16 protein-coding genes are annotated in these 21,388 nt (G+C 72.3%); 7 read left to right on the top strand and 9 right to left on the bottom strand.

Annotation, left to right across the window (positions count from 1 at the left end; translation table 11 throughout):
• Positions 1 to 70 precede the first annotated feature (70 nt).
• From hutH to ACF088_RS03890, 5 genes are all read right to left on the bottom strand, one after another.
• Entirely contained in the window at positions 71 to 1,615 is a 1,545-nt protein-coding gene (gene hutH / locus ACF088_RS03870) for a histidine ammonia-lyase (protein ID WP_392373753.1), read from the bottom strand.
• Between the two features lie 108 nt (positions 1,616 to 1,723).
• Positions 1,724 to 2,869: a diguanylate cyclase domain-containing protein gene (locus tag ACF088_RS03875; RefSeq protein ID WP_392373993.1), complete on the bottom strand. Its 1,146-nt coding sequence runs from the start codon at positions 2,867 to 2,869 to the stop codon at positions 1,724 to 1,726.
• A gap of 420 nt (positions 2,870 to 3,289) precedes the next feature.
• Positions 3,290 to 4,102 (bottom strand): enoyl-CoA hydratase/isomerase family protein, encoded by an 813-nt coding sequence (locus ACF088_RS03880; protein ID WP_392373754.1) that lies wholly within the window; start codon positions 4,100 to 4,102, stop codon positions 3,290 to 3,292.
• Between the two features lie 230 nt (positions 4,103 to 4,332).
• A complete protein-coding gene (locus ACF088_RS03885) occupies positions 4,333 to 5,541 on the bottom strand; it encodes an adenylate/guanylate cyclase domain-containing protein (protein WP_392373755.1) in 1,209 nt (402 codons plus the stop codon).
• A 1,080-nt stretch (positions 5,542 to 6,621) separates the two neighbouring features.
• Positions 6,622 to 7,524, bottom strand: a complete 903-nt coding sequence (locus ACF088_RS03890; protein WP_392373756.1) for a biotin--[acetyl-CoA-carboxylase] ligase — start codon at positions 7,522 to 7,524, stop codon at positions 6,622 to 6,624.
• 130 nt (positions 7,525 to 7,654) lie between these two features.
• Here ACF088_RS03890 and ACF088_RS03895 point away from each other — a divergent pair, with 130 nt between their 5' ends.
• The 6 genes from ACF088_RS03895 to ACF088_RS03920 all read left to right on the top strand — a co-directional run bounded on the left by ACF088_RS03895 (position 7,655) and on the right by ACF088_RS03920 (position 12,826).
• Complete coding sequence (locus tag ACF088_RS03895) at positions 7,655 to 9,244, top strand: acyl-CoA carboxylase subunit beta (RefSeq protein ID WP_392373757.1); 1,590 nt, start codon at positions 7,655 to 7,657, stop codon at positions 9,242 to 9,244.
• A 52-nt stretch (positions 9,245 to 9,296) separates the two neighbouring features.
• Positions 9,297 to 9,509 (top strand): acyl-CoA carboxylase epsilon subunit, encoded by a 213-nt coding sequence (locus ACF088_RS03900; protein WP_392373758.1) that lies wholly within the window; start codon positions 9,297 to 9,299, stop codon positions 9,507 to 9,509.
• Between the two features lie 128 nt (positions 9,510 to 9,637).
• Positions 9,638 to 9,766, top strand: a complete 129-nt coding sequence (mmpB, locus tag ACF088_RS03905; RefSeq protein ID WP_392373759.1) for a morphogenic membrane protein MmpB — start codon at positions 9,638 to 9,640, stop codon at positions 9,764 to 9,766.
• 139 nt (positions 9,767 to 9,905) lie between these two features.
• On the top strand, positions 9,906 to 11,390 hold the full coding sequence (locus ACF088_RS03910) for a peptidoglycan D,D-transpeptidase FtsI family protein (RefSeq protein ID WP_392373760.1): 1,485 nt from the start codon (positions 9,906 to 9,908) through the stop codon (positions 11,388 to 11,390).
• 69 nt (positions 11,391 to 11,459) lie between these two features.
• Positions 11,460 to 12,074 (top strand): nucleoside triphosphate pyrophosphatase, encoded by a 615-nt coding sequence (locus ACF088_RS03915; RefSeq protein WP_392373761.1) that lies wholly within the window; start codon positions 11,460 to 11,462, stop codon positions 12,072 to 12,074.
• A gap of 185 nt (positions 12,075 to 12,259) precedes the next feature.
• Positions 12,260 to 12,826 (top strand): DJ-1/PfpI family protein, encoded by a 567-nt coding sequence (locus ACF088_RS03920; RefSeq protein ID WP_392373762.1) that lies wholly within the window; start codon positions 12,260 to 12,262, stop codon positions 12,824 to 12,826.
• 114 nt (positions 12,827 to 12,940) lie between these two features.
• On the opposite strand, the gene ACF088_RS03925 is transcribed toward ACF088_RS03920, so the two are convergent.
• The 4 genes from ACF088_RS03925 to ACF088_RS03940 form a co-directional block, all read right to left on the bottom strand.
• A complete protein-coding gene (locus ACF088_RS03925; protein ID WP_392373763.1) occupies positions 12,941 to 15,040 on the bottom strand; it encodes a PQQ-binding-like beta-propeller repeat protein in 2,100 nt (699 codons plus the stop codon).
• Positions 15,041 to 15,141: 101 nt separating this feature from the next.
• Positions 15,142 to 17,385: a protein kinase gene (locus tag ACF088_RS03930; RefSeq protein WP_392373764.1), complete on the bottom strand. Its 2,244-nt coding sequence runs from the start codon at positions 17,383 to 17,385 to the stop codon at positions 15,142 to 15,144.
• 8 nt (positions 17,386 to 17,393) lie between these two features.
• Complete coding sequence (locus ACF088_RS03935) at positions 17,394 to 18,392, bottom strand: serine/threonine protein kinase (RefSeq protein ID WP_392373765.1); 999 nt, start codon at positions 18,390 to 18,392, stop codon at positions 17,394 to 17,396.
• Positions 18,393 to 18,521: 129 nt separating this feature from the next.
• Positions 18,522 to 19,022, bottom strand: a complete 501-nt coding sequence (locus ACF088_RS03940; RefSeq protein ID WP_392373766.1) for a hypothetical protein — start codon at positions 19,020 to 19,022, stop codon at positions 18,522 to 18,524.
• A 524-nt stretch (positions 19,023 to 19,546) separates the two neighbouring features.
• Here ACF088_RS03940 and ACF088_RS03945 point away from each other — a divergent pair.
• Positions 19,547 to 21,316 carry an acetyl/propionyl/methylcrotonyl-CoA carboxylase subunit alpha gene (locus ACF088_RS03945; RefSeq protein WP_392373767.1) on the top strand — a complete coding sequence of 590 codons (1,770 nt, stop codon included), beginning with the start codon at positions 19,547 to 19,549 and terminating at the stop codon, positions 21,314 to 21,316.
• Positions 21,317 to 21,388: the final 72 nt, after the last annotated feature.

Here is a 21,388-nt window from a genome sequence, read left to right on the forward strand (position 1 = left end):
CCAAGACGCCGTCCCAGACGACGATGCCCGAGGGAGACAACCCCTGGGGCGGGCGCCCCGCCGCCTGCCGTTACGCCAGCTCGCCGGTGACCGATTCCACGGCCGCCACCAGCTTCCCGGCCCGCACGAACGCATACGCGCCCTCCAGGTCCGGCGCCAGGAAACGGTCCTCGCCCGGGCCCTGGATGCCGGCCCCGCGCACCGCGTCGAGCACGGCACGGGTGGCGGGGGCGGGCGTCAGCCCCTCACGCATCTCGACGGCGCGGGTCGCCGCATAGAGCTCGACGGCGATGATCCGGGTCAGGTTGTCGACCGCGGTACGCAGCTTGCGCGCCGCCGACCAGCCCATCGAGACATGGTCCTCCTGCATGGCGGAGGACGGGATGGAGTCCACCGAGGCGGGCGCGGCCAGTCGCTTCAGCTCGCTGACCAGCGCGGCCTGGGTGTACTGGGCGATCATCAGCCCGGAGTCGACGCCCGGGTCCCCGGCCAGGAAGGCGGGCAGCCCGTGCGAACGGTTCTTGTCCAGCAGCCGGTCCGTGCGACGCTCGGCGATCGAGCCGAGGTCGGCCGCGGCGATGGCCAGGAAGTCCAGGACGTAGGCGACCGGAGCGCCGTGGAAGTTGCCGTTGGACTCGACCCGGCCGTCCGGCAGCACCACCGGGTTGTCGACGGCCGCGGCCAGCTCGCGGTCGGCGACCAGCCGGGCGTGGTCGAGGGTGTCCCGGCCGGCGCCGGCGACCTGCGGGGCACAGCGGATGGAGTAGGCGTCCTGGACGCGCGGGGCATCGTCCTGGTGGTGACCGGTGAAGCCCGAACCGGCCAGCACCTTGGACATGTTGCCCGCGGAGGCGGCCTGCCCGGGGTGCGGGCGGATGGCGTGCAGCTCGGGCGCGAGGACCTTGTCCGTGCCGAGCAGCGCCTCCAGGGAGAGGGCCGCGGTGATGTCCGCCGAGGTGAACAGCCGGGCGAGGTCGGCGCAGGCCATCAGGAGCATGCCGAGCATGCCGTCGGTGCCGTTGAGGAGGGCCAGGCCCTCCTTCTCGCGCAGTTCGACGGGCTCGATGCCGTGCGCGGCCAGCAGCTCGCCGGCCGGCCGGACGACGCCGTCGGGGCCCTCCGCGTCGCCCTCACCCATCAGCGTCAGCGCACAGTGCGACAGCGGCGCCAGGTCACCCGAGCAGCCGAGCGAGCCGTATTCGTGCACGACGGGCGTGATGCCGGCGTTGAGTATGGCGGCCATCGTCTCGACGACGAGCGGGCGGACGCCGGTGTGCCCGGAGGCGAGCGTCTTCAGCCGCAGGAACATCAGCGCGCGGACGACCTCACGCTCGACCCGCGGGCCCATGCCGGCCGCGTGCGAGCGCACGATGTTGCGCTGGAGCTGCACGCGCAGCTCGGGGCTGATGTGCCGTACGGCGAGGGCCCCGAAGCCGGTGGAGACGCCGTAGACGGGTTCGGGCTTGGCGGCGAGTTCGTCGATGAAGGCGCGGGAGGTGGCGACGGCCGCGAGGGCCTCCTCGGCCAGCTCGATCCGGGCCGCGCCGCGGGCCACCGCGATGACGTCCTGTGCGGTCGTGCCGGACGTTCCCAGCACCACAGTGTGCATATCCATATTCAGGCACCCTAGAGACTGAATCGTCGGATGTCACCACCGGATTTTGGGATCACCCCTTACGGGGCGTAGGCGAGGAACCCGGGGTCTGCGCAACGAGGTGGCGCCTCACCTCCGGAAGCGGCGGCGCTCCGGCCCCGACCGCCGGTCCGGGGCGTCCGCGAGCCGGACGACCGGGTCGTCCTTGCCGCCGTGCCGCCCGGCGACCACCGGCTCACCCGAGCGCGCCGCCTTGGCCTTGTACTGCGCGGCGTCCGCGAGCCGGAAGAGCCGGCGGGCACTGCGCACCGGCCCGATCGGATCGCCGGTCGAGGCGACGCCGACCGCGACCCCTTCGCCGAGATCCAACTCCCCCGCCCGGTCGCACAGTTCACCGGCCACCTTGACCACCTCGTCGGCCGGCGGGCCCACCGCGAGCAGGCAGAACTCATCGCCGCCGAGCCGGGCGGCCAGCATGCCCGGCAGCATCGCCCCGCAGAGGGACAGCACCGAGCCGAAGCGCTCCAGCAGCCGGTCCCCGACCGCATGGCCGCGCGAGTCGTTCACCCGCTTCAGCCCGTTGAGGTCACACACCACCAGGCTGACCACCACCTCGTTCCTGCGGTGCAGCTCCAGCGCCTCGTCCAGCCGCATATCGACGGCACGACGGTTGGCGAGGCCGGTCAGGGAGTCCGTGAAGGCCAGCCGGCGGACCTCCGCCAGCCGCTCGGTCTGGGCGATCCCGGCGGCCGTCACCGCGGCGAGCACACTCACGAAATCGGCGTCCGGCCGGCCGAAGACCGGCTCGCCCACCCGCCGCGCGACATACAGCTCACCCCACGCCCGGCCGTGCAGCACGATCGGCGCGACCACACAGCAGCCCCGGCCGCGGCGGCGCAGCGCGGCCACCCGCTGCGGGTTGGCGCCCCCGTCCCCGTCCCCGCCTCCGCCCCCGTTCCGGCGCTGCGCCGCGGCTGCGGACACCGGGCCGTCGTGCGGCTCCTCGGCGGTCTCCACCCAGGCACTGGGCTCGCCGCCCCCCGCCCACTGCTCGTGCAGAAAACCGACGATCTCCGGGAATTCATGGACCGGGTAGCTCTCGTCGTCGGGGAACTCCTCTTCCCCCTCGGCGAGTTCGCCGACGTTGACCAGCACCCGCAGCTTGCCCAGCTCGCGCTCCCACTTCGAGATCGCCGCGAAGGATCCCCCCAGGGCCTGGCGCACCCCCTGCGCCGCGGCGTGCGCCGAGTCGCGCGGTGTATGCGCGGCCGCCATCGCCTGCGCCAGCTCCACCACGGCCCGCAGCCTCGCATCGCCCTCGCCCGTCACCGGATCCTCGCATTCCGTCACCGTGAGCACGCTCTGTATTACAGCGTAGGAATGTTTAACCCCTTTCGCCCCTTTCCGTAGGTGATTGACACCTAGGCGTTATTCGCGTCGCCATGGGCGCCGCCAAGCGCTTGGTTCCTCGGGTCGTTCCTGGTCGGGGGCCGGGGGCGGGAACCGGGCCGGGCGGACGGGGAGATGAGCGCCGGGGGTTACGGGGAAAACGGGGCCGGGGCGTGGGGTGCTTACGGTGCGTCACCGTGGGGCGGGCGGGCCGGGGCCACAGGAGGGGTGCGGTCCGGCGTCGGCACCGTCCCGCCCACCCGGCTCACCCTGGACCCCGGCTCACCCCCCGGGGCAATTCCCGGGTCACTCCCCGGGCCACTCCGGATCGCGCTTTTCGTTGAAGGCCGCCACACCCTCCGCCCGGTCCCCGGAGAAGGCCACACTGCGCCAGGCACCGTCCTCCAGCTCCAGGCCGGCCCGCAGGTCGAGCCCGTGCCCGAGGCGCATGGCGCGCTTGGCGGCACGCAGCCCGACCGGCGAGTGACGGGCGATCGTGGCCGCCAGCTCCAGCGCCCCGGCCCGGTCCTGCCCGTCCGCCACCAGCCGGTCGACCAGGCCCAGCTGCGCGGCCTCGGCCGCCCGCACCCGCCGCGCGGTGAAGACCAGCTCGGCCGCCCGCGCCGCGCCCACCCGGCGCGGCAGCAGCTGCGTGCCCCCGCCACCGGGGATGACACCCACCGACACCTCCGGCAGTCCCACCTCCGCCGTACCGTCCGCAACGATCAGATCGCAGGCGAGCGCCAGCTCGAAGCCGCCGCCGAGCGCAAACCCGTGCACGGCGGCGATGGTGGGCATCGGCAGTTCCAGTACGCCGGTGTACGCGGCGCGGGTGTGCGGACGCTGGCGCATCAGGTCCGCGTCGGTGAAGGAGTTGCGCTCCTTGAGGTCCGCGCCCACGCAGAACGCCCGCTCGTGGGTGGAGCTGAGGACCACCGCCCGTACGGAGCGGTCCGCGGCCAGCTCGGCGCAGGCCTGCGCCAGGCTGTCGGCCATGGCCGTCGAGACGGCGTTCATGGCCTTCGGGCGGTCCATGATCAGCTCCGCCACGAAGCCGTGGCGCTCGACGGCCACCCAGCCGTCCGCGCCGAATTGTTGCCGTTGCCCCTGCCGTTCCATGCAACCCTCCCTGTTAACGGGCGTTGACCTGACGTGGGGATCATGCCAGGTGGGCGGCCGGGGGGACAGGGATGGGGACAGGTCCCCTGGGGCTGGGGCCGAGGCTGGGGCTGGGGCTGGGCTGGGGTTGGTGCTGGGGTTGGTGCTGGGGCCGAGGCTGGGGCCGAGGCTGGGGCTGGGGCTGGGGCCGAGGCTGGGGCTGGGGCTGGGGCTGGGGTCGAGGCTGGGGCTCAGTCGCCGGTGCCCTGACCGGCGCGGCGGCTCAGCAGCCACGGCTCGACCACACCCAGGCCTCGCACCGGTCGCTGCCACATCGGCTGGAGCCCGAAGCGGTACGACGGCGGCGGGGCGCCGGTGCCCTCCGCGGCCGCCTTCTCCGCGGCCGCGGCGTCGGCCTCGGAGACCGGCGCGTCACCGATACGGCCCAGCTCCTCGGCGAACGCCTCGTCCACCAGCACGGTGTCCTTCGGCGCTATTGAAGTGAGGCGGCTGGCGAGGTTGACCGTCGTGCCGAAGACATCGCCCATCCGGGTCGTGACCGTGCCGAAGGCGATGCCGACCCGCAGCTCCGGCATCGTCTCGTCATTGGTCATCGTCTCGATCAGCCGCAGCCCGATCTCCGCGGCGATACCGGCATCGTCGGCGGAGAAGAGGACCTCGTCGCCGAGGGTCTTGATGAGCCGGCCGCCGTGCGCGGCCACCAGGTCGGAACAGGTCGTCTCGAACGCCTCCACCAGCTCGCCCAGTTCCTCCTCCTCCAGGCGGCGGGTCAGACGGGTGAAACCGACCAGGTCGGCGAAGCCGACGGCGAGCCGGCGGTCGACCATCTCCGCGTCGTCCTGGGCCCGGACGACGCGGCCGGTGGCGGCGGCGAGCTGGCGCCGCCAGACGTAGACGAGGAACTCCTCCAGCTCGGGGAGCAGCAGCTCGACCAGCGGGTAGGTGATCTCCGTCCGGGTCAGGCCGGAGTCCTGCGGCTCGGTGAGGCCCTCCAGGAAGGAGTCGATCTGCCAGTCGGCGAGGCGGGCGGTGGTCTGGCCCGTGGAACGGGCGACCTGGATGGCCATGGCCTCGCTCAGCAGCCCGGCCTCGACGAGACCGGACAGCCGGCGCAGGGCCAGCACATCTGCCTCGGTGAGGGCCTTGACCTGGCCGATGTCGGCGAAGCCCATGGCCCGCCAGAAGCGGGCCGCGAGATCCATGGAGACACCGGCGCCGCGGGCCGCCTGGAACGGTGTGTAGCGGCGGTCGGCACCGAGGATGAGCTGTTCGAGGCGGACGGCGATGTTGTTCTCGTCGCCGTTGTCGGTGGCCTCGCTCCTGCCGGTGGCGTTCTCGCCCCAGCCCTGTGCGGGATCGTCGACGGGGACGTCGCGCACGGCGTCGTCGTCGGTGGTGTCCCTGTCGCGCGAGGCGGCGCCCGAGTCGTCGGCGGTCACCGGCCGCTCCCTGTCCGATCCCTGCGCACTGCCCTTCCGATCACTGCTCGCCGGTGGTCCGCTCCCTGGCGGACCGCCTCAACGATACGGCAGGTGTGCTCTGGCTCACTCTCACATGTTGGCTATGGACAAGGAAGTGGTGGGGGTGGGTCGGCGCGGCGGGGGGGGCGGCGGCGGGCGCGAGGTGGGGTGGGCGGCGGGCGGGCGCGAGGTGGGGACTGGTCTGGGCCGGGCCGGGCTGGGCTGGGCTGGGCCGGGCTGGGCTGGGCTGAGCTGGGCTGGGCTGGGCCGAGCGTGTCTGCCAATCGGCCGGTGGGGGCCGGCGTCGTGCGGACCCGCCGTGGGTGGGGGGCCGGAGGGGACGCCCCGTACCCCGTCCTCGGCGCGGGCGGCCCTGGTACGTGGAATCGGCACCCCGTTGTTCGCTCCGGTCCTGCGGGCGGGGCACGGGGCATCCCCTCCGGCCTACGACGTCGGCGGCCGTCCCGCCATACCCGTTGCCGTCACGGACATGGGCCTTGGCAAGCGACCCGCCCAACCCCGGCGGCGACCCTCCCGCCGCACCCGCTGCCGTCACGGACATGGGCCTTGCCAAGCGACCCGCCCAACCCCGGCGGCGACCCTCCCGCCATACCCGCTGCCGTCACGGACAAGCGCGTCGGCGGGCGACCCGCCCAACCCCGTCGGCGACCCTCCCGCCATACCCGCTGCCGTCACGGACATGGGCCTCGGCAAGCGACCCGCCCAACCCCGGCGGCGACCCTCCCGCCGCACCCGCTGCCGTCACGGACATGCGCGTCGGCGGGCGACCCGCTCAACCCCGTCGGCGGCCGGCCCGCCGTACCCAGGCGACCCGCTCAACCCCGTCTGCGGCCGTCCCGCCGTACCCGCTGCCGTCACGGACATGGGCCTCGGCAAGCGACCCGCCCAACCCCGTCGGTGGCCGGCCCGCCATACCCAGGCGGCCCGCTCAACCCCGTCTGCGGCCGTCCTGCCGTACCCGTTGCCGTTACGGACACGGCATCGGCGGCCCTCCCGTCGTGTGGCTGCCGTCGCGGATACGGGCAACCCCGTCGGCTGCTACGCCTCCGTTGCCGGGCGCAAGTGGACGATGTCCCCGGCCCCGACCGGCTGCTGTACGCCATCGGCGGTGGCCAGTACCAGGCGGCCGTCGGTGTCGATGGCCACTGCCTCGCCGGTGATTTCGGTGTCGCCGGGGAGTTCGGCGCGTACGGAGCGGCCGAGGGTGGCGCAGCCTGCGGCGTAGGCCTCGTGGAGGCCGCTGGTGGCGGGGTCGCCGTCGGCGGCCTGCCAGTCGGTGTACCAGTGCTCCAGGGAGCGGAGTACGGCGCGCAGCAGCGGGTCGCGGTCGGTGGTACTGGCGCCTGCCAGTACCAGCGAGCCCGCGGCGGGCACCGGGAGTTCGGCGGCGGTGAGGGAGACGTTGAGGCCGATGCCGATGACGACACCGGGGCCGGCGCGTTCGGCGAGGATGCCACCCACCTTGCGTTCCGTGAGGGTTCCCCCTGGACGCAGGGCGTCGGAGTCCTCGGAAGTTACCAGCAGGTCGTTGGGCCACTTGAGGGCCGTGTCGACGCCGGCCGTCCGGGAGAGGGCGGCGGCCGTGGCCACTCCGGCGAGCAGGGGGAGCCAGCCCCAGCGCGCCACGGGGACGCGGGGGGTGAGGTAGACGGAGAAGAAGAGGCCGGAGCGCGGGGGCGCCGACCAGGTGCGGTCGAGGCGGCCGCGACCGGCCGACTGCTCCTCGGCGATGAGGACGGCGCCCGCTGCCTCGCCTTGTGCCGCGCGGGCCGCCAGGTCGGTGTTGGTGGAGCCGGTGGCGGAGACGACGTCCAGGGCGGTCCAGAGCGAGTCGGGCCGTACGAGGGCGCGGCGCAGCGCCGTGGCGTTCAGCGGAGGGCGGCCCAGATCGCTCCAGCGACCGGCATCTTTGTCCCGGTTTTCCGGTGGTTGAGACGTCATGGGACCAGCCTAGGTGTGGTCAACGACGCAGTGCCGCTGAGCAGTCCCGCCGATACGCTACGGATCGGTAGCCAATCCGTACCACCCTCAGTACGAGCACCAGTCCAGGACGAGCAGGAGCCGCATCCCGATGTCCGAGCCGGAAGCAAACATCCACACCACCGCGGGCAAACTGGCGGACCTGCAGCGGCGGGTCGAAGAGGCCACGCATGCCGGTTCCGCCCGTGCAGTGGAAAAGCAGCATGCGAAAGGGAAGCTGACGGCGCGTGAGCGCATCGATCTGCTGCTGGACGAGGGCTCGTTCGTCGAGCTGGACGAGTTCGCGCGGCACCGGTCGACCAACTTCGGGCTGGACCAGACGCGCCCCTACGGCGACGGTGTGGTGTCCGGCTACGGCACGGTCGACGGCCGCCCGGTGGCCGTCTTCTCCCAGGACTTCACGGTCTTCGGCGGGGCGCTGGGCGAGGTCTTCGGCGAGAAGATCGTCAAGGTGATGGACTTCGCGCTCAAGACCGGCTGCCCGGTCATCGGCATCAACGACTCCGGTGGCGCGCGCATCCAGGAAGGCGTGGCCTCGCTGGGCATGTACGGCGAGATCTTCCGCCGCAATACCCATGCCTCCGGCGTGATCCCGCAGATCAGCCTGATCGTCGGCCCGTGTGCGGGCGGTGCGGTCTACTCCCCCGCCATCACCGACTTCACGGTCATGGTGGACCAGACCTCGCACATGTTCATCACCGGTCCCGACGTCATCAAGACGGTGACGGGTGAGGATGTCGGCTTCGAGGAGCTGGGCGGCGCCCGTACGCACAACACCACCTCCGGCGTGGCGCACCACATGGCGGGTGACGAGAAGGACGCCATCGAGTACGTCAAGGGGCTGCTGTCCTACCTGCCGTCCAACAACCTCTCCGAGCCGCCCGCCTTCCCGGAGGAAGCGGATCTGGAGACCTCGGACACCGACCGCGAGCTGGACGTCCTGATCCCGGATTCGGCCAATCAGCCGTACGACATGCATACCGCGATCGAGCATGTCCTGGACGACCACGAGTTCCTGGAGACCCAGGCGCTGTTCGCGCCGAACATCCTGACCGGCTTCGGGCGGGTCGAGGGCCATGCGGTCGGTGTGGTTGCCAACCAGCCGATGCAGTTCGCGGGCATCTTGGACATCAAGGCCTCGGAGAAGGCCGCGCGGTTCGTGCGGACCTGCGACGCGTTCAACGTCCCGGTGATCACCTTCGTGGACGTGCCCGGCTTCCTGCCCGGCACCGACCAGGAGTGGGACGGGATCATCCGGCGCGGCGCCAAGCTGATCTATGCGTACGCGGAGGCGACGGTCCCGCTGATCACGGTCATCACGCGCAAGGCGTTCGGTGGCGCGTATGACGTCATGGGCTCCAAGCACCTGGGGGCGGACCTCAACCTGGCCTGGCCGACCGCGCAGATCGCCGTCATGGGCGCCCAGGGCGCGGTCAACATCCTGCACCGCCGCACGCTGGCCGCGATCGAGGACCCGGCCGCGCAGGACGAGCGGCGCCAGGAGCTGATCCAGGAGTACGAGGACGCCCTGCTCAACCCGTATGTCGCGGCCGAGCGCGGCTATATCGACGCGGTGATCATGCCGTCCGAGACGCGCCGGCACATCGTCCGCGGGCTGCGCACGCTGCGCAACAAGCGCGAGGCGCTGCCGCCGAAGAAGCACGGCAATATTCCGCTCTGACCGGCAGAACCAGACCCGGCAGAACCAGTACCAGCGAAGGAGGGCCGTTTCGATGATCAGGGTCGTACGGGGCAATCCCACACCCGAGGAGCTGGCCGCCGCACTGGCGGTGGTGCAGGTCCGCGCGGCGGCTGCCGCTTCCGTCGCGTCCGAGGGACCCGATCGCGGCACCGAGTGGTCCGATCCCGCGTCCACGGTTCCGGCGCGGGCGCGGATGCCGCACCCGGGCCCGCGGGCCTGGCGGACGAGCTACTGGCCGCATTGACCGGCTGACATGGTGCGATGCCCGGCCGGGTCAGGTCGGTGCATAGTGCATTGACTAGTCCATTGCGCCCGTGGCGCCTGAGTACGCGTACTCAGGCGCCACGGGCGCATCGGGCCCAGGATCGGTACATGCTGTGGTCAGATCCGCCCGATGAACCTCCTGAGGAGCTGCGCGACGTGCAGGCCAAGCTCCGCCGGATGGGCATCGTGCTGGCCGTGGCCGCGGTGGTGCTGATGGTCCTGATCTCGGGGAGGTAGCCGTTCCCGTCCGCGGGGAGGTAACCCTCACAGCTCCCGCCCGCAACCATCACCGCCGAAATGGCCTCTTTCTCTCTCGACAGTGCAATTCGGGCGGCCGACCGCGGGGCGGCGGCGTCCGGCCGGGAGTGGGAGAGCGATGAACAGGCCGCTGAGGCATATAGCCGTCTTCTGCGGGGCGCTGGTGCTGGCCCTGCTGGCCCGCGTGACATGGGTCCAGTTCGTCCAGGCCGACGAACTCGCCAACGATCCCCACAACCGGCGCGTCAAGATCGAGGCGTTCTCCTACCCGCGCGGCAACATCATCGTCGGCGGCAAGCCGATCACCGGCTCGGTGGCGACCTCCGGTGACTTCAAGTACAAGCGGACGTACAAGGACGGCCCGATGTACGCGCCGGTCACCGGCTTCGCCTCGCAGGCCATGGGCACGTCCTTCCTGGAGGGCATCTACAACAAGGTGCTCAGCGGCAAGGACGACCGGCTGGCCTTCAATCGCGCCCAGGACATCCTGACCGGCAAGAAGCCGCGCGGCGGCGATGTCGTCACCACCATCGACCCCAAGGCACAGAAGGCCGCGTACAAGGGGCTGACCGACCTCAACGCCAAGGGTGCGGTGGTCGCCCTCGACCCGCGCGACGGCCGGGTCCTCGCGCTCGCCTCCACCCCCTCGTACGACCCGTCGGTGTTCACCGGCATCTCCAACGCCGAGGGCCGGAAGTTCAAGGCGATGGACGCCGACAAGAGCAAGCCGCTGAGCAACCGGGCGCTGCGGGAGACCTTTGCCCCCGGCTCCACCTTCAAGATCCTCACCGCGGCGGCGGCTCTGGAGAACGGTGTGGTGTCGGACATCGACGCCCCGTCGAATGCGGCCGCTCCGTACCAGCTCCCGCAGAGCTCGACGAAGATCGGCAACGATGTCCCGGGCGCGCCCTGCGACAAGGCCTCGCTGAAGACGGGCATGCAGTGGTCGTGCAACAACGTCTTCCTCGACACCGCGCTGAAGGTCGGCAAGGACAAGATGCGCGAGACCGCGGAGAAGTTCGGCTTCAACTCCGACGTCTACGACAAGGAGCTCGGGGACCTGCTGGCCAGCAAGAGCCTCTACCCGGACAAGCTCGACAAGCCGCAGACCGCGCTGACCGGTATGGGCCAGGGCAGCCTCACCAGCACACCGATGCAGATGGCGATGGTGGCCGCGGGCCTCGCCAATGACGGCAAGGTGATGATGCCGCACATCGTCGACGAGCTGCGCGGCCCCGACCTGTCGACGATCGAGAAGATCAAGCCGAAGCTGAAGTCCCAGGCCGTCTCCGCCGACACCGCGAAGAAGGTGCAGCAGATGATGGAGTACACGGTCAGCGACGGCACCGCCTCGAAGGCCAAGATCGACGGCGTGACGGTCGGCGGCAAGACCGGCACCGCCCAGCACGGCGCGAACGTCAACGACGAGCGCCCCTACGCCTGGTTCGTCTCCTACGCCAAGCAGAGTGACGGCTCCTCCCCGGTCGCGGTCGCCGTCTTCGTCGACCCCAAGGACATGGACATCCCCCGGTCGGAGATCGCCGGCGGCAAGCTGGGCGGGCCGATCGCGAAGTCCGTGATGGAAGCCGTGCTGAACAAGTAGTCCGGGCGCCCCGGCGGCCAAGTGGTCCGGGCGCCCCGGCGGCGCCTGCGGCTCCGTACGATGGCGGACATGACCGAAGAGCCCTGCCCCCGCCGTCTCGTCCTCGCCTCCCAGTCCCCCGCCCGGCTGGCCCTGCTGCGCCAGGCGGGGCTGGCGCCCGAGGTCGTCGTCAGCGGCGTCGACGAGGATGCGCTCACCGCCGCCACGCCCGGTGAACTGGCCCGCATACTGGCCGAGGCGAAGGCCGACGCCGTCGCCGCCCGCCCGGAGACCGCCGGTGCACTGGTCGTCGGCTGCGATTCGGTCCTGGAGCTGGACGGGCGGGCGCTCGGCAAGCCCGCCGATGCCGAGGACGCCACCGCCCGCTGGAAGTCCATGCGCGGCCGCTCCGGCATCCTGCAGACGGGCCACTGCGTCATCGACACGGCGGCGGACGGCCGTCGGGTCTCCGCCACCGCCTCGACCACGGTCCGCTTCGGCGAGCCCAGCGACGACGAGATCGCCGCCTACGTCGAGAGCGGCGAGCCGCTGTTCGTCGCGGGCGCCTTCACCCTCGACGGCCGCTCCGCCCCCTTCATCGACGGCATCGACGGCGACCCCGGCAATGTCATCGGGCTCTCGCTGCCGCTGCTGCGCCGGCTGCTGGCCGATCTGGACGTGGCGATCACGGATCTGTGGACCTGAGCGTCGCCGGCTCGGCGCCGGGGCGGGTCGGCGGGCAGGTCGGGCAGGCGGGTCGACGGGCGTGCCGGGCAGGCGGGTCGGGCCGGCGCATGACGCATCGATGTCGCCGGATGGGGAATCGATGGATCCGATACGGCCCGGTCGACCGGGCCGGTCCGGTCCCTGTCCTGTGAGGAGTCCGCGCCATGCCCAAGATCCTGATCATCGCCGGTGACGCCACCGAGGACCTGGAGTTCTTCTACCCCTACCAGCGGATGCTGGAGGAGGGGTACGAGACGCAGGTCGCGGCCCCGTCGCGGAAGAAGCTGCGGTTCGTGGTGCATGACTTCGTCGACGACTTCGACACCTACATCGAGCGCGAGGGCCACTCCTGGCCGTCCGACCTCGCCCTGTCCGAGGTCGACCCGGAGGAGTACGCCGCGCTGGTCCTCCCGGGCGGCCGGGCACCGGAGTACCTGCGCAACGACTCCGACTACCGCCGCGTGGTCACCCACTTCTTCGACGAGGACAAGCCCGTCGCCCATATCTGTCACGCGGCCATCACCCTGGCTCCCCTCGGCGTCCTCAAGGGCCGCCGTACCGCCGCCTACCCCGCCTGCGCGCCGGATGTGGCGATGGGCGGCGGGATCTTCGTCGACGGCCCGGCGGTCGTCGACGGCAAGGTCGTCTCGGCGCGTGCGTGGAACGACCAGCCGGAGTGGATGCGGGCGTTCATGGAGGTACTGCGGGAGCATGCGCCGGTGAAGGGCTGAGCGGCCCGCCGCAGTCCGGCCGACCGGGCACCGGCGCCGGCCCCGGCCGGACTGCGGCCCTGGGCCCGTCCTCGGCACCGGCTGCGGAGCACCGGGCCCCGGCACACCGCGCGCTCAGGGCACCGGCAGCGCATACAGCGACGTGCCGTGGAGGATGAACACCCGATTGCCGTCCGCCACCAGCCAGGAACGCTCGGCCGCGGGGAGCTTGTACGTCAGGACGGGGACGCCGGTCGACAGATCCACGGCGAACACCTTGTACCAGGGGGCGCCCTCGATGGACCAGAGGGCACGTCCGTGGATGAGCACCGGGAGGCCGCGGACCGACGTTCCGTTCCCGCCCTGGATCTCGCTGCCGTCGCTGGTCTTCCTGATGCTGGGCCACTCGTCGTGCGCGGCGCAGACGGTGTGGTCGTCGAAGACCGTCGCCGGGCCCCAGTCCTCGTGCTTGTCCCAGGGGTCCCGCTTGTCGATCGCCCACAGCTTCTTGCCGTCGCGGATCCGGCGGGCGGTGAGCGTCGTGCCGTTGAGGTAGACGGTGGTGCCGTGGACCGCCGGGCGGACCAGCCGGTCCCACTGGTCCCGCAGTTCCCACACCTGGTGGCCGTCGGCCGTATCGACGGCGAAGACATTGCCGTCGCTCGTGCCCAGGATCAGCCGGCCATGGGCGACGACGCCCGGCGGCTCGACCTTGGTGCCGTAACCGGCGGCGATCTTCGCCGTCCAGCGGATCGTGGCGTCGGAGCAGCGGACGGCGCGGAGCCGGTGGTCCTTCGTCAGGACGTAGACGGTCTCGTCGTCGGCGGCCAGCAGGACGCTCGCCTCGGCGTCGACGGTCCAGCGGGGCTCGCCCGTCGAGGCGATGAAGGTGCGGAGCGTGCCCTTGGTGTCGGCGGCGGCGATCAGCCGGTCGGAGAGGGAGAGGTAGCGGCTGGTCGCGCTGACGCCGCGGACGGCCCAACGGCGTTTGCCGTCCACGACGTTGTGGGCGGCGATCCCGCCGCCGCGTGCGCCGAAGACGATGACGTCCCTTACGGGCAGGGGCGCGGGCGTGTCGTCGGCGAGGACGTCTACCGGACCCCACAGCGGCTTCACCTCACCGCCGCTGAGGTAGTCGCCGTTGTCGGCGTCGAGCACATGCGCCACCGGGGTCCTGGCGGCGGGCGGAAAGGCGAAGAGGTCGGGCTTCGCGGCCGGTGGCCGTGGCTCACGGGGCCACCAGGCGGCCGCGGCACCGCCGCCGGCGGCCAGGACCACACCGCCCGCCGCCAGGCCCGTGAGCAGCCGGCGCCGGGGCACCGGACGGCCGGAGCCGCCGTCGGGCAGGGTCGCTGCGGTCAGTGCGTGGATGCCGCTCTCCCGCTCCTTGATCGCCTGCTGCACCGGGCCGCGCCGCCAGGCCCGTTCGGCGCCGCGCGGTGGCGCGAAGGCGGCGGCGACCCGGGCGGGGCCGGGCCGGGCAGCCGGGTCCTTGGCGAGGCAGGGGGCGATGAGGTGCCGCAGGGCTTCCGGGACACCGGTCAGGTCCGGGTCGTCGTGGACGACCTTGTACTGAAGGGCGGCGATATGGGAGGCGTCGTAGGCGCGATGCCCACTGGCCGCGTACACCAGGACCGCGCCCAGGGAGAAGACATCGGCAGAGGAGGCCACGCGCCGGCCCAGGACCTGTTCGGGGGCGCCGTAGCCGGGGGTGACCGGGACCTGGCCGGTGGAGGTGAGGGTGAGGCCGTGCTCGGGGCGGGCGATGCCGAAGTCGATGACGCGGGGGCCGGCCGACGTCAGGACGATGTTCGGGGGCTTGAGGTCGCGGTGGATCAGTCCGGTGGCGTGAATGTCCGCCAGGGTGTGCGCGATCGACGCGGCGAGGGCGCGTACGGCCGGTTCGTCGAAGGGGCCGTACGCCTCGACCGCCTCGTCGAGGGTCGGTCCGGCCAGGAACTCGGTGGCGATCCACGGGCGGCCGCCCTCGGTCTGCGCCCCCAGGACACCGGCCACGCCCTTGCTCGTCACGGCCTGCGCCGCCTGTGCCTCGCGGACGAAGCGCCGGGCGAGGTGGGGATCGTCGGCGAGTTCGGGCCGCAGCACCTTGACCGCGGCGACGGTGCCTTCGGCGTCCTGGCCGGCGTAGACCTTGCCCATACCGCCTTCGCCGAGCACACCGAGCAGACGGTAGGGGCCGAGGCGGAGGGGGTCGCCGGTGCCGAGGGGTTTCATGGGCGGTGTCCTTCAGGCGAGTTCAGGCGAGTTGAGGCAGGCTCAGGCGAGTTCGAACAGGTTCAGCAAGATCAGGCGCGTGGTGGCGCGTGGTGGCGTGCTCAGCGAAGGGGGAAGCCGGCGAGGAAGTCGGGGCCGGACGCGATGACCATCCGGCTCTTCTCGTGGGCGGTGAACCGGGTCCCGCTGGTCTTGTAGAGCTGCTCGGTGGTGTGCGAGGTGAGGCCGACGGCCCGGAGGAGCTTGTCGGTGTGGCTGTAGGTGTAGGCGTACTCGGAGCCGATCACCGGATGGACGACGTGGTCCGCCCGCGGGCCCTCCTCGCTCTTCTCCGCCCACCGCGGCTTTCCGCTTCCGGTGCCGAACGCGACCAGGCCGAGGCCCTTCTCCACCGTGTACAGCACACCGCCCTTGAGGACCGGCGGTCCGTAGGTCTTCCCGGGGCGGGTGGCGGCCGTGTCCCACGCCTGTCCGCCGTCGCTCAGCCGCAGCGCCCGCAACGGTCCGTAGCCCAGGTAGAGATGCTTGTCGTCGGCCGTGAGCGGATCCCGTACGAGCCGCCGGTCGGCGCCCTTCCACGGCTTGTCCCAGACCACCTTCCCGGTACGGGTGTCGCGGGCCGCGATCCGGACCGCGCCGTCGTTCATCTGCTGCAGGACCACCAGGAGGCTGCCGACGACCTTGGCGGACAGGAAGTGGTTCTCGTTGCTCTTGGCGGAACGGAACGGCAGCGGGTCGGTCCACTTCCGGCTCCCCGTGCTGAGGTTCACCGCCATCACGGACCAGGGAAGCTGCCGCTCGTACCGCTTGACCTTCCCGTGTGAGATCGCCAGGTAGGCCGTGTCGTCGGCGACGGCCAGCAACCGGCTGATGAGGCCGTTGTCCTGGGCGTCCGACACCGGGGCGAGGCGCTTGCCGGACTTGCCCGTGCGGAGGTCCACGCGGGCGAGGAACCACGAGACGGACTGCAGAGACCCCTGCGCATCACGGTGCTCGTCCCTCGCGATCCGGTAGACGCGGGTACCGTCCGAGGCGACCTGCCAGGAGTCATCCGCATACAGCGAGAACGTCCACCGGGAGTCGCCGGACGTCGCGTCCACACCGCGCGCCCCGGCATTGGCCACCAGGACGACCTGGTCACCGGCGAGCAGGGGCACTTCGGGGTTCTGGTCGTCATTCGGACCGCCGAACTGCTTCTGCCACACCGAGTCCAGCTGTTTCTTCTTCACCGCGCTGACGCTCGGCCCCGGCTTCGGCTCGGTGTACCCGGGCCCGGTGCCGGGCCCCGGTGCCGGCCCGCTCGCGCCCAGCCAGGTCCACACCCCCGCCCCGGCCCCCGCGACGCCGAGCACCGACCCCGCGCCCGCCATCAGCAGCCCCCGGCGGGACAGGCGGCGGGCGGCGGGGGCGTCGGCGGACGGCACGGTCGCCGGCTGGTCGGGCGGTGCGGGCAGCCGCTGCGGGACCACCTGCCAGACCTCGCTCGCCCGCCGCCCGATCTCCGCGAGCACCGCATCCGGCAGTTGGTCGGCGAACTCCCCTGTACCGTCGTGCAGTTGGGAGGACAGCTCGGCGGTCGTCGGACGCTCGGCGGCATCCTTGGCCAGGCAGCGGGACAGCACCGGGACCAGGGCAGCGGGCACACCGGTGAGGTCCGGCTCGGCGTAGCGCACCCGGTAGAGGAGGTCCGCCGGCTGCCCGTTGCCGAACGGGCCGCGGCCGGTGGCCGCGAAGACCAGGACCCCGGCGAGTGCGAAGACGTCTCCGGCCGGGGCGTGTTCCTGTCCGGTGGCCTGCTCCGGCGACATGAAGGCCGGGGTGCCGACCGCGGCGCCGGCGTGGGTCAGCCGGTCATCGCCGAGGGCCCGGGCGATACCGAAGTCGATGACCTTCGGGCCGTGCGCCGTGACCATGATGTTGGACGGCTTGAGGTCACGGTGGACGACATCCGAGTGATGCAGTTGACCGAGCGCCCCGCACAGCGCCGCCCCGAGGGCGCGGACCGTCGCCTCGGGCAGCGGACCGGCCTGCTCCACCGCCTCGTCGAGCGGCGGGCCGAGTACGTACTCGGTGGCCATCCACGGGGTTTCGGCGAGCGGGTCGGCGTCGACGACCTGGGCACCGTACCGGCCGCCGATGACCCGGGCGGCATCCGCCTCCAGCCGGAAGCGGGTACGGAATGCGGTTTCCGTGGCGATCCGGGCGTGCATCGTCTTGAGCGCCAGGGTCCGGCCGCCCGGCGAGCGGGCCAGGTAGACGGTGCCCATGCCGCCGCTGCCCAGCCGGGCCATGAGGCGGTACGGACCAAGGCCGGGCGGGTCGTCGTGGGCGAGGGGGAAGGGCATGGCGGGCGTCAGTCCTGGTGTGCGGCGGGCGGAAGCGGGAGGGTCGCGGCGAGCACGTCGGCCGACTGGCGGGCGAGGGCCGCGATGAGCCGGCCGGGCAGCCAGCCGGGGCCGAGCGTGGCGGCGGCGCGGCCCGCGGGGTGCCCGGCGGCGTCGAGCACGGTGGCGGGCGGCGGGGGGCCGGCGGCGGCCGCAGCTCCGGGTACGGGTGCCCGCGCGCCGTCCCCGGCGAGCGGGCTGAGCGCGTCCAGCACCTCGGCGGGGCGCGGCCGGGACGCCGGGTCCCGGGAGAGACAGCCCGTGATGACGGTCCGCAGGGCGGCCGGCAGCTCTTCCCGCTCCGGCACGGTGTACCCGGTGGCGGCGTAGGCGAGGGTCGCGCCGAGTGCGTAGACATCGCCCATCGGATGCGGCCGCCCGCCGCCGGCCTGCTCCGGCGGCAGGCTCCCCGACTCCAGGCCCGGCAGCCCGGAGCGCGGCGTCCCGTCCTCGGCCGCGGCGCGTACCGCCCCGAAGCAGGTGAGCCGGGGCCCGTCGGCGGCCAGCAGCACGGCGGCGGGCGACACACCGGCATGGGCCAGGCCCTGCCCGTGCCCGACGATCAGGGTCTCCACCAGGGCCGCGCCGAGCGCCCGTACGGTGCGCTCGGGCAGCGGCCCGCCGTACAGGGCGAGCGCGGCGGGCAGCGGAATCGCGGGGAGGTAGGGGCGGGCGTGCCAGGGCGTGTCACCGGGCGCGGAGAGTTCGGCGGCCGGTGCGGCCCACGGCCCGAGCAGATAGCGCGAGGCCTCCGCCTCGGCGAGGAACCGCCCGGGGTCGGCCCCCGGCAGCGGGACGCCGATCAGCACCGTACGGTCCCCGTCCGCGCTCCGCCCGATGTACCGCTGCTCCGGTACGGGTGCCCCGGACCGCTCGTCATCCAGCGGGCGGAGCACCACATACGGACCGATCAGGCCCCGGTCCCCGGCTCTCGCCCGGCCCGCTCCACCCGCAACTGGCGCATACATGCGCACCATCCCCCGTCCGACGACACCGCGCGAGAGCCTACCCGGGCGTGTCGCGCGGCCCCGGACGGCCTCGATCCGGACCGCTGCGGCCGGAGTTCGGGCCTGCTCGGCCGGTGTGGCCCGGGACGGTCAGGCGGACGAGGGAGCCGCGGGCGATGCCCCATTCGGGGTGTTCGGAGTGTTCGGGGTGTTCGGGGTGTTCGCACCGCTCTCCGGGGCCCCGCGCTCATCGCCCGGACGCCCCTCCCCGTACGCCACCAGGGTCAGCACCAGCAGCGCCAGCACGACCGTCATCGCGAGGAAGGCGACCCAGCCGACCAGGCCGACGGCGAAGGCGCCCAGCACGCCGTGCACCACCGCGCAGCTGATGAGGGCGATACGGGTGAAGCCGGCGGGGGCCCGGTCGCGCACCGCGGTGCGGAGCAGGACGCCGGCGCAGAACAGCAGATAGAGGCCGAAGACGCCGCCGGCGACCCACGAGCCGGTGGACATCGCGCGGGGCTGCAGCCCGGCCAGGGACATCTGCTGCCTGTCCACGACGATGCTCAGAATCCAGTTGAGCAGCACGATCCCGAACGCCTCCAGGACCAGTACCACCGCCGCGGCCAAGGCCACCGGCCGTCGTGCCACCACCACGTCCACCCACTTCCGCCATGTGCCGAGCCGATGCGCCCCGCGGACGCCTGGCGCCCTGATGCCGCCGATGCCGCTGACACTCCTGTTACCGCGGGGTACAGGACATCGCGCACGCTACAGGGGGGTCCCCCCTCCTGGGGAAGAGCTCTGCGGAAGGTAAAAGCTGGGCAAGGGTTGTGCGCGGGCGGACGCCGACGACGGCGACCGGAAGGGTGACGGCACGCCGACGTACCGAGCCGCCCGCAAAGTTTCCTTCGCCCATTCGTAGGGACTCCACAAAGAATTGACGATCCGCTGGACGCCCGCGGCGCGAGACCTAAGCCACACCGGGACGCGACTCGGAGCCCAGGAATACGGGCCTACCCTGGGATACCAGGGGACTTAGGTTCCTCACTGGCGCCCCGAGCACACTCCGTGTGGGCAAGCTCACCCCAGGGAACGGGTCGGCACGCGGTGTCGCCAGTCCCTAAAATCGCCGCATCCATTTGTTACGGCGAAGCGCCAAGGAAGGACCCATCGTGCGCAAGGTGCTCATCGCCAACCGTGGCGAAATCGCTGTTCGCGTTGCCCGTGCATGCCGGGACGCGGGGATCGGCAGCGTAGCCGTCTACGCCGACCCCGACCGGGACGCCCTGCACGTCCGCGCGGCAGACGAGGCGTACGCCTTGGGCGGTGACACTCCTGCCACCAGTTACCTGGACATCGCCAAGGTCCTGGCTGCCGCCGCCGATTCGGGTGCGGACGCCATCCACCCGGGATACGGCTTCCTGTCGGAGAACGCCGAGTTCGCGCAGGCCGTCCTGGACGCGGGGCTGACGTGGATCGGGCCGCCCCCGCAGGCCATCCGCGACCTCGGTGACAAGGTCGCGGCCCGGCACATCGCCCAGCGGGCCGGTGCCCCGCTGGTCGCCGGCACCCCCGACCCGGTCTCCGGTTCGGACGAGGTCGTGGCCTTCGCCAAGGAGCACGGTCTGCCGATCGCGATCAAGGCGGCCTTCGGTGGCGGCGGCCGTGGTCTGAAGGTCGCCCGCACCCTCGAAGAGGTCCCGGAGCTGTATGACTCCGCGGTGCGCGAGGCGGTCGCCGCGTTCGGCCGCGGCGAGTGCTTCGTCGAGCGGTACCTGGACCGCCCGCGGCACGTCGAGACCCAGTGCCTGGCCGACAAGCACGGCAACGTCGTCGTGGTCTCGACCCGTGACTGCTCGCTGCAGCGCCGCCACCAGAAGCTGGTGGAGGAGGCCCCGGCCCCGTTCCTGACCAAGAAGCAGAACACCGAGCTGTACCGCGCCTCCAAGGCCATCCTCAAGGAGGCCGGCTACGAGGGCGCCGGCACCTGTGAATTCCTCGTCGGCCAGGACGGCACGATCTCCTTCCTGGAGGTCAACACCCGTCTCCAGGTCGAGCACCCGGTCACCGAAGAGGTCACCGGCCTCGACCTGGTCCGCGAGATGTTCCGGATCGCCGACGGCGAGGAGCTCGGCTACGACGACCCGGCGGTGCGCGGCCACTCCTTCGAGTTCCGCATCAACGGCGAGGACCCGGGCCGGGGCTTCCTGCCGGCCCCCGGCACCGTCACCACCTTCGCGGCCCCGTCCGGTCCGGGCGTGCGCCTGGATGCGGGCGTGGAGTCCGGTTCCGTCATCGGTCCGGCCTGGGACTCCCTCCTCGCCAAGCTGATCGTCACCGGCGCCACCCGCGCGCAGGCCCTGCAGCGCGCCGCGCGTGCGCTGGCGGAGTTCACCGTCGAGGGGATGGCCACCGCCATCCCCTTCCACCGCACGGTCGTCACGGACCCGGCGTTCGCCCCCGAACTCACCGGCTCCAAGGACCCGTTCACGGTCCACACCCGCTGGATCGAGACCGAGTTCGTCAACGAGATCCCCCCGTTCGCCGCACCGGGCGCGGACGAGGCCGAGACCGACTCCCGCGAGACGGTCGTCGTCGAGGTCGGCGGCAAGCGCCTGGAGGTCTCGCTGCCGTCCTCGCTGGGCATGCCGCTGGCCCGGGCCGCGGTCGCCGGCGGTGCCAAGCCCAAGCGCAAGGCCGCCAAGAAGTCCGGCAGCGCCGCCTCCGGCGACGCGCTCGCCTCCCCGATGCAGGGCACCATCGTGAAGGTGGCCGTCGAGGAGGGCCAGCAGGTCACCGAGGGCGAGCTGGTCGTCGTCCTGGAGGCCATGAAGATGGAGCAGCCGCTCAACGCGCACCGCTCCGGCACCATCAAGGGCCTGACCGCCGAGGTCGGCGCCGCTCTCACGTCCGGCGCCGTGATCTGCGAGATCAAGGACTGACGCGACGGCATCCCGTCAGCGCACGAGGGGCTCCCGGCACCGGCCGGGGCCCCTCGCGTCCGTTCCCACCCG

This window comes from Streptomyces sp. NPDC015125 (genome assembly GCF_043080045.1).
Taxonomy (GTDB): Bacteria; Actinomycetota; Actinomycetes; order Streptomycetales; family Streptomycetaceae; genus Streptomyces.

What these genes read in the sequence shown, in the direction of transcription:
- ACF088_RS03915 (WP_392373761.1), top strand. Translation starts at nt 11,460, where the DNA reads ATGACCGAAGAGCCCTGCCCCCGCCGTCTCGTCCTCGCCTCCCAGTCC.
- ACF088_RS03925 (WP_392373763.1), bottom strand. Translation starts at nt 15,040, where the DNA reads ATGAAACCCCTCGGCACCGGCGACCCCCTCCGCCTCGGCCCCTACCGT.
- ACF088_RS03900 (WP_392373758.1), top strand. Translation starts at nt 9,297, where the DNA reads ATGATCAGGGTCGTACGGGGCAATCCCACACCCGAGGAGCTGGCCGCC.
- ACF088_RS03880 (WP_392373754.1), bottom strand. Translation starts at nt 4,102, where the DNA reads ATGGAACGGCAGGGGCAACGGCAACAATTCGGCGCGGACGGCTGGGTG.
- hutH (WP_392373753.1), bottom strand. Translation starts at nt 1,615, where the DNA reads ATGGATATGCACACTGTGGTGCTGGGAACGTCCGGCACGACCGCACAG.
- ACF088_RS03930 (WP_392373764.1), bottom strand. Translation starts at nt 17,385, where the DNA reads ATGCCCTTCCCCCTCGCCCACGACGACCCGCCCGGCCTTGGTCCGTAC.
- ACF088_RS03935 (WP_392373765.1), bottom strand. Translation starts at nt 18,392, where the DNA reads ATGTATGCGCCAGTTGCGGGTGGAGCGGGCCGGGCGAGAGCCGGGGAC.
- ACF088_RS03920 (WP_392373762.1), top strand. Translation starts at nt 12,260, where the DNA reads ATGCCCAAGATCCTGATCATCGCCGGTGACGCCACCGAGGACCTGGAG.
- ACF088_RS03895 (WP_392373757.1), top strand. Translation starts at nt 7,655, where the DNA reads ATGTCCGAGCCGGAAGCAAACATCCACACCACCGCGGGCAAACTGGCG.
- mmpB (WP_392373759.1), top strand. Translation starts at nt 9,638, where the DNA reads ATGCTGTGGTCAGATCCGCCCGATGAACCTCCTGAGGAGCTGCGCGAC.
- ACF088_RS03875 (WP_392373993.1), bottom strand. Translation starts at nt 2,869, where the DNA reads ATGGCGGCCGCGCATACACCGCGCGACTCGGCGCACGCCGCGGCGCAG.
- ACF088_RS03910 (WP_392373760.1), top strand. Translation starts at nt 9,906, where the DNA reads ATGAACAGGCCGCTGAGGCATATAGCCGTCTTCTGCGGGGCGCTGGTG.
- ACF088_RS03890 (WP_392373756.1), bottom strand. Translation starts at nt 7,524, where the DNA reads ATGACGTCTCAACCACCGGAAAACCGGGACAAAGATGCCGGTCGCTGG.